The sequence below is a fragment of the Enterovirga sp. genome (assembly GCF_028290205.1).
Classification (GTDB): Bacteria; Pseudomonadota; Alphaproteobacteria; order Rhizobiales; family Beijerinckiaceae; genus Enterovirga.
In genome coordinates this window covers 1-10,519 of sequence record NZ_JAQGKF010000186.1, presented here as the reverse complement: position 1 = coordinate 10,519, position 10,519 = coordinate 1, and the positions used below count along the sequence as shown (strand labels likewise).

Here is a 10,519-nt window from a genome sequence, read left to right as displayed (position 1 = left end):
CCCAGGCCGTCGCCCCGCCGCGGACGCCTCCCACCCGTTCGTGATGCGAGTTCGACCACCAGCCCACGAGGTCCTTTGGGCGGAACAGCCAGGGCTCTCCATGGACCCCGTCCGTGATCGGCGTGCGGATTTGCGCATCGCGCTCCGCGTCGCCGGCGTAGAACCAGCTGTAGGCTTCGCCGCCGGCGACCCGGCCGGCGAGATACGCCAGGTCGCGCGGCCCGCGCCCCTCCGCCTCGTCCAAGTGAGCGGGCGCGTCGCGCCAGTCGGAGAGCGGCGGGTACCAGTCGATGCCGACCGCGTCGATCGCCGGGTCGGCCCAGAGCGGATCCAGCGGAAAGCGGACCTCGTCGCCGCCGTCGCGGACATGGGCGCCATATTCCGTCCAGTCGGCCGCGTAGGTGAGCTTGGTGCCCGGGCCAAGCACGGCCCGAAGGTCGGCCGCCAGGCTCTGCAGCTCGGCGGTGGCCGGATAAACACCGGACGCGCTCCGCACCCGCGTCAGCCCGACCAGCTCCGACCCGATCACGAAGGCGTCGACGCCGCCGGCCGCCGCCGCGAGGTGGCCGTAATGGAGCGCGAGCCGCCGAAAGCTCCATTCGGGCGGCCCGGCGTAGACGACCGTCTGCCCGGCCACACTGAAATGCGCCGGCGCGGCGGCGCCGAAAAAGGCCGCGATCTGGGCAGCGGCCGCCGCCGTGCCGTCCACCGTGCCGGGCCGCCCCGGGGCAGGGTCGCAGGTGATGCGCCCGCGCCAGGGATAGGCCGGCTGGTGAGCTGCGCCCGTGCGGGGATCCGGCCGGCCGTTTCCGTCCGGCACGTCCATCATCAGGAACGGGTACAGGGTCACGGCGAGGCCGCGCGCCTTCAGTTCGAGGATCAGCCGCACGAGCCCGTCATCGGACGGGGTACCGCCATAGGCGGCGATCCCGCCGCTCCGGCTCGTCTCCTGGGCCGTGGCCCGCCCGAGTCCGGCCACGGCCCATTCCGCGCCCGCGGTGGCCTTGGCCTGGAGATCGACCCGCGGCGACACGGTGCAATGTCCGGCCCGGAGATCGTCGCCGAACCAGGTCACGACCACCGACACGCCGGTGAGCTGCGGACACAGCGCCTGCAACTGGTCGAGCGAGGCGAGGACGTCCGAGTTGCGGGCGAATTGGTGCGCGTTCTCGGGCGCGGACGCGCCGAGCCCGAGCACCCGCGACACCGGCACCGGGTCGTAGCCGAACTCGGTCGCGCCCGGGATCAGGCAGACGGAGCGGATGATCTCGCGCACGCCACTGAGCGGCCGCACCACCTCAAAGGAGAATTGCGGCACCCGGTTGCCCCAGGGCGCGAGCGGCAGCCGCTCGAACACCACATAGGCGAGGCCGCGATAGGCCGGGGCCGCGCCCTCCCCTTCCTTGGCGACGATGAGCGCATCCGGGTGCTGGCTTTCGTCGCCCCGGTGAACCCGCAGCGTCAGCGTGGTGAGATCGACTTCGCGGCCGTCGGCCCAGACCCGGCGCACGAAGCCGATCGGCCCTTCGCAGATGCCGATCGCGAGATTGGCGAAGTAGCTGTAGCTCGTGGACACGGTGGTCCGGGTGGCGGGCCGTGCGCCCCCTCCCTTGCCCCCGCTTCGGGGCGCCTGCCGCTCCACATGGGTCGTAGTGGTGGCGACCTCCTCGAACCGTGTTGCCCAGATCAGCTGCCCGCCGACCCGCGCGCGGCCATAGACCCGCGGGATGGGCGCCCCCTCCGTCGAGGTCAGGCCCGCCATCTCCTTGAGGCGCGGCCCCTCGCTCACCCGGAGGCTGTCCTCGGGCCCGCCGCGGCCCGAGATCAGGCCGGACACGGCGCGGCTCGCGAAGGAGGCCGCCGCGTTGGCGACGCCGCCGACCAGCGTGTCGGCGGCCTGAAGCAGCAGGGTGGTCATGCCGACACTCCGGGGAACCGGAAGACGCCCGCCACCCGGCGGGCCCACCATGGGGAGAGGGCGACCTCGCACACGGCCGCCCCGTCATGGGCGTGCACCATGCGGCCCGCCTCCGTCAGAATGGCGCAATGCTTGGCCGGAGACCCGTCCCGCCAGCGAAACAGCAACACGTCCCCCGGGCCCGCCGCCCGGGCCTCGACCGGCTGGAGGTGACGCGCGGCAGCCTCGAGCAGGCTTTCGCGGCCAGAGGCTTCAGCCCAGTCGGGCGAATAGGCCGGCGGGAGCTCAGGCTCCGGGCCGATCACGTCGCGCCATACGCCTCGCAACAGGCCGAGACAGTCGCAGCCCACCCCGCGCAGCGAGGCCTGGTGATGATAGGGGGTGCCGATCCAGCCCCGCGCCGCCTCGGCGATCCGGTCCCGGGTCATCGGAACAGGCTCTGGCCGTCGAGCCCAGCCTCGCCCGCAAGCGCCACCTTCAGCACGAAGTCGTTGCCGGGCATGTGGGGGAAGCCGCGGAAATTCGGCAGGTTCGCGAACACGTCGCGACAGGTCCCCGGCCGCTTGTCGCAGCCCGCCGTCACCGTGAAGGCGTCACCGGGCAGGATCGGCAGGGCGCTGCGCTGCCAGAGTTCGACCGTGACGGCCCCCGGCTCGACCCGGTGGCGCTTCACGTCGGCCGCGAGCCCGGCGCTCTCGCCCCCCGTCCAGAGCAGCCGGCCGCCCGTGAAGCGGCCGTCCGCAAAGCCGTCGAGACCCTCCGCAGTGAAGCGCAGGGCTCCGTCCCCGGCCGCCACGGTCCCGCTCCCGCGCCAGGCCGGGTCGTCGAGATCGACCCGGCAGCGCGCGTCGCCGAGATCGGCCGAGCAGGTGGCCCGGTAGATGAGCCCGCGCTCTTCGTCGAGCCGATGCAGGGGCCCGCGCAGCTCGGCCACGAAGGCGTCATCCTGTCGGCGGATCTCGCCAAGGGACGCCCGTTCCAGCAGCAGGTGCTGCGAAGGCTCCGCCCAGTTCACGAGCCGCAGGTCGACCTCGGCATCGTCGTAGCGCCCCGCCAGGATGTCGTCTTCCGTGATGGCGCTCGAACTCAGTGCACCGGACACGTCGCCGCCGCCGACCGCAAAGCCGAGCTCGCTCGCGGCCTCGGCGGCCTGCAGTCCGGTCGCGGCGCTGTGGAGCTGGCCGAGAACCACGAGGTCGCGGTCGTGATCGGTGAAGCCCTGCACCACGCCGTCGCGGCGACGCAGGGTCCAGCAGCGGCAGAGCGTGGTGACGCCCTCCGCCAGGTGCGCGGCGAGCGGGTCGGGGATGGTCCGCATGAGGCGCCTCCGTCAGGCCAGGATCTCGAGGAGCGGCACGGATGGGATCTGACCGGCCTCAAAGGCCGAGAGGTCGATCTCGAGCGCGTCGGTGTCGAACCTGACCGGCACGTCGAACCGGAACCCGGCCGTGACCGGGACGCCCGCCGCCGGCGGTGCGGCAAAGGTGACGAGGCCGGTCGCGCTGTCGGCGGCGAAGCCGGTGAGTGCCTCGACGCCGCCCAGCGCGACCCGCACGCTGCCGTCGACGGGCTTCGCGATGTCGCGCGTCCAGGCAGCCGCCCCGGCGCCGTAGCGCTTGGACAGCTGGAACTCCGTCCTGGCGCCGTCGCCCGTCCCGATGGGCTGATCCGCCGGGGACGGCTGGCCGGACGGCGGGCAGGAGCGGTCGTCCAGCCGGTCCCGGAACCTGAACCCGACCAGCCTTCCGCGCCGTTCCTCGAAGAAGACCAGCACGGCATACAGCGCGTCCACCGTCCGGATGCCGAGACCGGCGTCGTAACGCCGGCGCGAATGCGCCCAGCGGGCGTTGCGGTGCTCCCGGCCGGAGGCGAGCGTGACGATGTCGGTGCGCCGCACGGGGCCGCCGCGCGAGCCGAGCGCGACGTCCAGCGGGAAGCGGACCTCATGGAAATCTGCCGGCATGGTGGGTTCCTCGGCTCAGAGCGCCCGGCGGCCGCGGGAGACGGCCCGCGCGAGCGCGGCCGCGACCTGCGCCTCCGACCGGCGGAAGCTCTCCACATCGGCCGCCTGGATGTTGACCGTGACCTGGGTGGCCGGGCTCTCGCCCGAGCGCACCCCGAGGCGGCCGTCGGGCCCGCGGCTCAGCGGCAGGATGGCCTCGGGCCCGCGCTCGCCCATCAGGCCGAGCCGGCCGCCCTGCATCGGAAAGAAGGTCGGCGCCGCGACCACGCCCCCGGCCGCAAAGGGCACCGGGCGCCCGCCGGCCACCACTCCGCCCTTCGCAAAGGGAAACACGCCGCCGCCGAAACTCGCGATGCTGGCCGCCTCGGATAGCGACCGCATGGCGCCCTGAAGCGCGTCCGTCAGGGTCGAGCCGAGCGCCGAGCCGAGATCGCGTCCGAGCGCCCCGGAGAGGGAGCTCGCGACCCGGTCGAGAACGCCCGACAGCTCGCGGCCCGTGGAGGCCCCGGCCGTCAATGCGCCGGAGAGGGACTGGCCGAAACGCTGGGCGAGGCGGTCCAGGGTCTCGAGCTGACGCTGCTGCTTCAGCAGGGTCTCGCCATCGGCCGGGTTCGGCATGGGGAGGCTCCGGGCTCAGTCGGGGAAAGCACTCATCAGGGCGTCGAGCTCCGCTGAACTCAGGGCGGAGCGGCCGGGTGCGGGCCCGCCGAGGGCAGCGGCGACCTCCCGCGGCGTGGCCCGCCACACGGCATCGGGGCTCCACCGCAGACGACCGAGCAGGAGGTGCAGCACCTCGTCCCACGGAAAGGGCGAGGGCTGCCGCTCCGGCCTCAGGGCGCCTGCGGCCCGAGAGGGTCCGGCGGCGACGCGCCTCCGAACGTCGCCTCCAGCAGCGCCGCGACGGCGGCTGCGATGTCGCCGAGGCCATCGGCCACCGGCACCGCCCGGATCTCGTCTTCGCCGACGGCCTGTCCGGCGCCCCGGAGCCCGGCGGCGAAGATCCGCACGAGGTCGGAGCTGGAGAGCCGGCCCGACCCGAACCGGGCGGCCAGGGCGCCGAGGTCCTCGACCCCGAAGGCGTCTTCGAGTTCGGCCAGGCTGCCGAGGGTCAGGCACAGGGTGTAGTGGCGCCCGCCCACGGTCGCCGACACCTCGCCGCGTCTGCGATTGGCCATCTCAAAGCGCCGTGAAGGCGAGGGCGCCGGCCGATTCCAGCGTCATCTCGAACGTGACCTCGCCGGCGTGGTCGCCGCGGTATTCGAGGCTCGTGATCTGGAACAACCCCTCGACGCGGCCGAAATCCGGGATCACGACCTGCAGGGACTCGATCGCGCCGTCGAAGAACACCGACCGCATGCGGGCGTCGGAGCCGGCATCCTTGAACACCCCGGAGCCGACCAGCGCAGCGCGCCGCATGCCGGCCCCGGCCAGGAGTTCGCGCCAGCGTCCCGCCGAGTCGGCATTGGTGACGTCCACCGTTTCGGCGTTGAAACTGAGCTGGCGCGTGCGCAGGCCCGCGACCGTGTCGAACCCGCCCGCGCCGTCCGACAGCTTGATCAGCAGGTCCTTGCCCTTCTGAGCGCTCATTCCGTCCTCCTGGGTGGCGCCCGCATCACGGGGCGAGGCTTTCGGTCACGGCCACAAGGCGCAGCGTCGTCCGGGCGAGCCGGGTCTCCGGGTCGCGATCGAGGTCGAGCCGCGCCACGGAGAGCCGGACGAGGTGGTGTCCGACCAGCGCAAAGGCGCCGTCGTCCAGAATGGCGGCGAGCCGGTCCGCGGCGGTCAGCGCCGAGGCGGCACTGCCGGGCCGGGCGTGGAGCACGATGGACATGTCCTGCTCGTGCCCGACCCCGCCGGAGCTCGACCGGTCGTGCAGCACGGCGTCCCCGAACACGGCGTAGAGCGGCGGCGCCCCCCGGGGTGGCTCGTCGAAGGGACCCGGCTCACCGCCGAGCAGGCCCGGCAGCACGGAATCGGCCGCGCAGGCAGCCCGGATGGCAGCCCGCAGCGGCAGCAGCGGCAGGGTCATGGGCCGACCTCCTCCACCAGGCAGACCAGCGCGCGACCGCGTCCGTCAGGGTCGCCGACATGGGTGATGCGGAAGCGCCGCGGCCCCAGCGTCACCTGCATCGCGGCCGTGATCCCGGCCCGGAATGGCAGCACCAGCCGGTGCGTGGCGGCGGCCTCTTCCCGGCCGGCCCTGAATCGCTCCCGGGCCGACAGGAGTTCGATGGAGCCCCACAATTGGGCGCCCGGCTGGAAGATCCGGATGACGCCGCCGAAGCCGTCCGGGCTCTCCTGCGGCACCTCGAGCGTGAACCGGCGGCCGCGCGCCCCGATACCCGGCCGCGCGGTCATGCGAGCCTCGGACGCATAAAGGGCGCGATCAGCGCCAGGGCGTCAGCCGGAACGGCGGGACCGGGTCGCGGCCCCTCATCGCCCCGGTGCTCGAACCAGTGCGCCGCCATGCGGCGGATGGCCAGGAGAAGCGGCTCCGGCACGGCGCTGGGGCCGGCCCCGAACCCGCACAGCAGGTCGATCTCCGCCGCACCGCCGGCCGCCGGTTCGGGCACCGCCGCATCCAAGAGCAGCCGGGCCGGGTCGCCGGCGGCGTCGAGCCGGTACAGGTCCGCCCCGACCAGTTCGGCACCGCCGCCCGGCGCGACGAGCCGGACGGCGTCCACGCTGATCACCGGCGCGAGCGGCAGGGCCACGGCGCGGCTCCCGGGCCATGCGGCGAGCCGGACGCGCCAGCTCTGGTGCAGGAGGCAAAGCCGGGTCTTGCGCTCGACGGTCAGCCGACCGGCCGCAATCAGCGCGGCCACGAGGTCGTCCTCCGCGTCGCCGTCGAGGCGGAGATACAGCTTCATGTCGGCGAGGCTGATCGGCTCGACGGCCGGACCGGCGAGGGCTATCGGGGTCATCGATGTCTCCAGGGCGGTTCGAAGGCGCGCGGCATCGCCGCGGATGGGCGTGGGCCGCGCTGGGCGCGGCGCTGGCGGCCTGGTCAGGCCCAGCCGCGGCCGTGGTCGGCGGTCAGCAGGATGCGGGGCCCCTGTCGCGGGCGACGGTGATGCTGCTGTCCTCGCGCGGCGGCGTCTGTTCGGCCGTGGTGGTGGCCCGGGATGCGGTGCTCACCGCCGCCCATTGCGCCTCGGGCGCCGACCAGTACCGCGTGCATCTGCCGGGCGGCGGCGCGACCCCGATCCTGATGGTGCCCGCCGCCGTGGCGCTCCACCCCGGCTACGTTCGGGGCGCCGTGCGGGATCGGCGGCGCTCCGTCGATCTCGCACTGGTCCGAACGGGCGAGGAGCTGCCCCCGACCTTTGTTCCGGCGACCCTGTCGACACGGGTGCCCGCCAAGGGCGAGGCCGTCACCCTGGGCGGCTACGGCCTGTCCCGCGAAGGCGACCCGCGCTCGACAGGACAATTCCGGTCGGTGGGGCTGACGGCCGTGGAGCCGCACGGGCCGGGCCGGATCCTTCTCTGGGCCGCGCCGGCCCCCGGCCGCCCGGCGGGCGCCTGCGAAGGCGATTCGGGCGGCCCTGTCGTGGCGCCGGATGGCACGGTGGCGGCGATCTCGTCCTGGGCCACCGGCCGCGGCGCGGCGCGCTGCGGCGAGATGAGCCAGGCCGTCATGGTTTCTCCGCAGCGGCGCTGGATCGACGAGACCTTGGGCGGCTGGGGCCGCGCGGCGGTCTGGCGCTGAGCAGGGCGCGCGGCCTTGCCGGATTCCTGGCCGCGCCCCACAGTGACACCATGCGATTTCCCCGATGGGCACGGTTCCTTACGGCCTCTGCCGTCCTGTGGCCGGCGGCCGCCTTCGCGGTGACGCGGGGAACCCTGGTGCAGGATCCGGACGGGCTCCGCCGGTCGGTGGTGCAGATCGAGAGTTCGCGCGGGGAGCTCTGTTCCGGGGCCGTGATCGCGCCCGACCTCGTGCTGACCGCGGCCCATTGCGTGCTTCAGCGCGCCGCCTACCGCGTGGTGGTCGTCGACCGCCGCTTTCGTCGCATCACCGTGAAGGCGCTGGCCGCCGCGATGCATCCGGACTTCGTGCCCGGCACCACGCCCCGCAATCAGCCGGGAATCGACCTCGCCATCCTCAAGCTGGCTCGCCCGCTCGGGCCGGATTTCAGCCCGCTCGATCCGGCTGCCGCCACGAACGTGGCGCCGGGCGAGTCCGTGAACCTGGCCGGCTTCGGCCTCGCGGCCGAGAACCGGCGCGGCTCCGGGCGCGTCCTGCGTCAAACGCGCCTGATGTCGCTCGGCACGCTGGAGGTCGGAAACCGGGTCCTCGTCATGGCGGATGAGGACCGCATGGCCGAGACGACCGGCGCCGGCGCCTGCCGAGGTGATTCCGGCGGCCCCATCGTGCGGCGGGACGCGGGTGGCGGATACCAGCTCCTCGGCATCGTCAGCTGGTCGAGCGGCGCTCTGCGGTCGAGCACGCCCACCGCCTGCGGCGGCCTGACGGCCGTGACCCCGGTCGCGGAACACGGGCGCTGGATCGCCTCCCGGTCCGAGGAACTGCGCCGGTTCACAGCCGACGACGCGGTGGCGGCTCCCGGGCGGGCCCGCCCCAGCTCCGATTGGATGTCGCGCTGAGGCCGGGCCGCCCCGCTAGGCGGCGAATTTCAGCAGCTTGATGGCCGCGAAATCCTGCACGCCCCCGCCGACCCGCTTGGTGGTGTAGAACAGCACATAGGGCTTGGCCGAATAGGGGTCGCGCAGCACCCGGATCCCGGCCCGGTCCACCACCAGGTAGCCACGCCGGAAATCGCCGAAAGCGACCGCGAGGCTGTTCGCCCCGATGTCGGGCATGTCCTCGGCCTCCACCACCGGGAAGGACATCAGGGTGGCGGGCTGCCCGGCGGTCGCCGGCGGCTGCCAGAGATACGTGCCGCCGTCGTCCTTGAACTTGCGAATGGCGCTCTGCGTGCGCCGGTTCATGACGAACGCCGCGTTCTGGCGGTAGCCGGCCTTGAGCGCGTAGACGAGGTCGACCAGGGTGTCCGACGGGTTGGCAGCCGGGAAGGCGCCGGCCGCCCCGGTCGCCACGAAGCCGAGCTTGCCCCATTCCCAGAGGCCGTCGGCGACCGTCGCGGCCTGCAGGAAGCCCTTCGGCTTGTTGACGCCGTCGCCGTTCACGAAGGCCGTGCTCTCCTGCGCGGCGAACGCCGTCTCGACCTCGTCGGCGAGCCACTGGTCGATGTTCACCACCGCGTCGTCCAGCAGCGTCTGGGTCGCGGCCGGCATGGCGTAGAGCTCCATGGCCGGATAGCTGAGCTCGGCCAGGCCCGGCCCCGCCGTCTGCGGCCGCGACGCCGTCTCGCCGACCCAGCCGGAGGCCGGTCCCACGATCGACACCGCGCGCTTGTAATTGCCGCCCGAGATGGTCCGCACCGAGGCGATCGCCCGGATGGGCGACAGGTCGGCGAGGCGCGTCAGCACCTCCTTCTCGACCGTTTCGGGCACCAGGTAGCCGCCATCCGGGCCGGAGCCGGCCGACAGCGCCTTGCTCTCGAGCGCCTTCAGGCCGGCGGCTTCGCCAGCCCGCACATAGAGGTCGAACGCGACCTTGTGCTCGAGGAGCGCGGGGTCGCGCCGGTCGCGGGCGGGGCTGGGCAGGACCGGCCGGCGGGAGTCGAGCTGGAGCCGGTCGAGACGGCCCTTCGCCTCGTCCAGCGCGTGGTCGATCCGGGCGAGCTTCTCCTCGGTCAGCGTATCCGCCTGGAGCCGGGTCTCGATCTCGCCGAGCCGCTCGTCGTTGGTCTGCCGGAAGGCGTCGAACGTGCGGGCGAAATCGTCGAAGGCGTCGGCAACCTCGCGGTGGGCGGGACCGGCCGGGGCGGCCTTGGTTTCGGGGGCGGAGATGTGCGCGGTCATGGAATCCTCGTCGGTGGGGTGAAGTGAAGGCGGGCGGTGGCTCGGCCGATGGCGAGCGCCACCGGATCGCGCGGCGGCGCGGCGGCCCTCGCCGTGACGCGGGCGCCGGGATGCATCGGGAAGGTGACGACCGAGATTTCCCACAGGTCGAGCCGGTGCAGACGGCGCGTGCCGCTGGCCCGGTCGCGCCGGGCCTCGACCACGCGGTAGCCGATGGACAGCCCGTCGACCGCGCCCTCCGACATCAGGGCGGCGATGTCGCGCGCCCGCCGGACCCCGAGATTCAGGCGGCCGCGGACCTGGAGGCCGCGCCTGTCCTCGGCGAGGGACAGCCAGCGTCCGAGCGGTTCGGCCGGATCGTGCTGCCAGAGCATGCGGATCCCGGCCGCCCCCCTGCGGGCGAGGCTGTCCCGAAAGGCGCCGGGCAGAACCACGTCACGTCCGAGATCGGGGATCTCGAACAGGCTCGCATAGCCTTCGAATTCGCCGGTCGCCGTCACGGCCAGGCGCGGCGGGGACGGCAGGAACTTGGTCTCGTGCCGGGCCGCGTCGTGCGGACGGCGCGGGAGCCGGCGCGCAGCGGTCTGCGTCATGCGTCACCTCCGACTGGCGTCTCGCGGCGGCCGTAGCCGACGGCCTCGCGCCGCTCGTTCTCGTCGAGGAAGCTCGCGGCACCGACGCGCCGCCACAGCGACTCGCGCTCGGTCGCGAGCGCCTCGATGCTGTCGAGGTCGGGTTCGAGCCGCAGG

General features: G+C 73.6%; 15 protein-coding genes and 1 pseudogene. 2 read left to right on the top strand and 14 right to left on the bottom strand.

The features are described from left to right. The 11 genes from JWR86_RS13415 to JWR86_RS13365 form a co-directional block, all read right to left on the bottom strand. Positions 1-1,918 (bottom strand): glycoside hydrolase TIM-barrel-like domain-containing protein (locus JWR86_RS13415; RefSeq protein ID WP_299566434.1); only part of this gene is annotated, 1,918 nt, incomplete at its 3' end. After that, positions 1,915-2,346 carry an NlpC/P60 family protein gene (locus JWR86_RS13410; protein ID WP_299566431.1) on the bottom strand — a complete coding sequence of 144 codons (432 nt, stop codon included), beginning with the start codon at positions 2,344-2,346 and terminating at the stop codon, positions 1,915-1,917. The genes JWR86_RS13415 and JWR86_RS13410, both read right to left, overlap by 4 nt. Further along, positions 2,343-3,236 carry a DUF2163 domain-containing protein gene (locus JWR86_RS13405; protein ID WP_299566428.1) on the bottom strand — a complete coding sequence of 298 codons (894 nt, stop codon included), beginning with the start codon at positions 3,234-3,236 and terminating at the stop codon, positions 2,343-2,345. The genes JWR86_RS13410 and JWR86_RS13405 overlap by 4 nt, the downstream gene beginning before the upstream one ends. A 12-nt stretch (positions 3,237-3,248) precedes the next feature. After that, the gene (locus tag JWR86_RS13400) at positions 3,249-3,881 is read right to left on the bottom strand and encodes a DUF2460 domain-containing protein (protein ID WP_299566425.1); all 633 of its coding nucleotides are present in this window, start codon (positions 3,879-3,881) and stop codon (positions 3,249-3,251) included. A 15-nt stretch (positions 3,882-3,896) separates the two neighbouring features. Further along, a complete protein-coding gene (locus JWR86_RS13395) occupies positions 3,897-4,499 on the bottom strand; it encodes a phage tail tape measure protein (protein WP_299566422.1) in 603 nt (200 codons plus the stop codon). Positions 4,500-4,514: 15 nt separating this feature from the next. After that, positions 4,515-4,715, bottom strand: coding sequence for a phage tail assembly chaperone (locus tag JWR86_RS13390; RefSeq protein WP_299566437.1), 201 nt, complete (start codon positions 4,713-4,715; stop codon positions 4,515-4,517). After that, the gene (locus tag JWR86_RS13385; protein WP_299566419.1) at positions 4,712-5,056 is read right to left on the bottom strand and encodes a gene transfer agent family protein; all 345 of its coding nucleotides are present in this window, start codon (positions 5,054-5,056) and stop codon (positions 4,712-4,714) included. Before JWR86_RS13385 ends, JWR86_RS13390 begins: the two co-directional genes overlap by 4 nt. Position 5,057: 1 nt before the next feature. Beyond that, on the bottom strand, positions 5,058-5,468 hold the full coding sequence (locus JWR86_RS13380; protein ID WP_299566416.1) for a phage major tail protein, TP901-1 family: 411 nt from the start codon (positions 5,466-5,468) through the stop codon (positions 5,058-5,060). 25 nt (positions 5,469-5,493) lie between these two features. Then, positions 5,494-5,910 carry a DUF3168 domain-containing protein gene (locus tag JWR86_RS13375; RefSeq protein WP_299566413.1) on the bottom strand — a complete coding sequence of 139 codons (417 nt, stop codon included), beginning with the start codon at positions 5,908-5,910 and terminating at the stop codon, positions 5,494-5,496. Beyond that, on the bottom strand, positions 5,907-6,239 hold the full coding sequence (locus JWR86_RS13370) for a phage head closure protein (RefSeq protein WP_299566410.1): 333 nt from the start codon (positions 6,237-6,239) through the stop codon (positions 5,907-5,909). Before JWR86_RS13370 ends, JWR86_RS13375 begins: the two co-directional genes overlap by 4 nt. Continuing rightward, complete coding sequence (locus JWR86_RS13365; RefSeq protein WP_299566407.1) at positions 6,236-6,805, bottom strand: hypothetical protein; 570 nt, start codon at positions 6,803-6,805, stop codon at positions 6,236-6,238. Before JWR86_RS13365 ends, JWR86_RS13370 begins: the two co-directional genes overlap by 4 nt. A 2-nt stretch (positions 6,806-6,807) precedes the next feature. Between JWR86_RS13365 and JWR86_RS13360 the strand changes: the two genes are divergently transcribed. After that, positions 6,808-7,590: a S1 family peptidase gene (locus JWR86_RS13360; RefSeq protein ID WP_299566404.1), complete on the top strand. Its 783-nt coding sequence runs from the start codon at positions 6,808-6,810 to the stop codon at positions 7,588-7,590. 119 nt (positions 7,591-7,709) lie between these two features. Then, a complete protein-coding gene (locus JWR86_RS13355) occupies positions 7,710-8,489 on the top strand; it encodes a trypsin-like serine protease (RefSeq protein ID WP_299566401.1) in 780 nt (259 codons plus the stop codon). A 15-nt stretch (positions 8,490-8,504) separates the two neighbouring features. Here JWR86_RS13355 and JWR86_RS13350 read toward each other — a convergent pair whose 3' ends face one another. The 3 genes and pseudogenes from JWR86_RS13350 to JWR86_RS13340 all read right to left on the bottom strand — a co-directional run. Next, positions 8,505-9,770 (bottom strand): phage major capsid protein, encoded by a 1,266-nt coding sequence (locus JWR86_RS13350; protein WP_299566398.1) that lies wholly within the window; start codon positions 9,768-9,770, stop codon positions 8,505-8,507. Then, positions 9,767-10,363, bottom strand: a complete 597-nt coding sequence (locus JWR86_RS13345; protein WP_299566395.1) for an HK97 family phage prohead protease — start codon at positions 10,361-10,363, stop codon at positions 9,767-9,769. The genes JWR86_RS13350 and JWR86_RS13345 overlap by 4 nt, the downstream gene beginning before the upstream one ends. Next, positions 10,360-10,519 (bottom strand): annotated as a pseudogene (locus JWR86_RS13340) (phage portal protein); the annotation flags it as partial. The gene JWR86_RS13345 and the pseudogene JWR86_RS13340, both read right to left, overlap by 4 nt.

Bases quoted from the DNA above. Each gene is read 5' to 3' on its own strand.
- JWR86_RS13405 (WP_299566428.1), bottom strand. From the start codon at position 3,236: ATGCGGACCATCCCCGACCCGCTCGCCGCGCACCTGGCGGAGGGCGTC.
- JWR86_RS13400 (WP_299566425.1), bottom strand. From the start codon at position 3,881: ATGCCGGCAGATTTCCATGAGGTCCGCTTCCCGCTGGACGTCGCGCTC.
- JWR86_RS13345 (WP_299566395.1), bottom strand. From the start codon at position 10,363: ATGACGCAGACCGCTGCGCGCCGGCTCCCGCGCCGTCCGCACGACGCG.
- JWR86_RS13370 (WP_299566410.1), bottom strand. From the start codon at position 6,239: ATGACCGCGCGGCCGGGTATCGGGGCGCGCGGCCGCCGGTTCACGCTC.
- JWR86_RS13365 (WP_299566407.1), bottom strand. From the start codon at position 6,805: ATGACCCCGATAGCCCTCGCCGGTCCGGCCGTCGAGCCGATCAGCCTC.
- JWR86_RS13395 (WP_299566422.1), bottom strand. From the start codon at position 4,499: ATGCCGAACCCGGCCGATGGCGAGACCCTGCTGAAGCAGCAGCGTCAG.
- JWR86_RS13360 (WP_299566404.1), top strand. From the start codon at position 6,808: ATGTCTCCAGGGCGGTTCGAAGGCGCGCGGCATCGCCGCGGATGGGCG.
- JWR86_RS13410 (WP_299566431.1), bottom strand. From the start codon at position 2,346: ATGACCCGGGACCGGATCGCCGAGGCGGCGCGGGGCTGGATCGGCACC.
- JWR86_RS13375 (WP_299566413.1), bottom strand. From the start codon at position 5,910: ATGACCCTGCCGCTGCTGCCGCTGCGGGCTGCCATCCGGGCTGCCTGC.
- JWR86_RS13380 (WP_299566416.1), bottom strand. From the start codon at position 5,468: ATGAGCGCTCAGAAGGGCAAGGACCTGCTGATCAAGCTGTCGGACGGC.
- JWR86_RS13385 (WP_299566419.1), bottom strand. From the start codon at position 5,056: ATGGCCAATCGCAGACGCGGCGAGGTGTCGGCGACCGTGGGCGGGCGC.
- JWR86_RS13350 (WP_299566398.1), bottom strand. From the start codon at position 9,770: ATGACCGCGCACATCTCCGCCCCCGAAACCAAGGCCGCCCCGGCCGGT.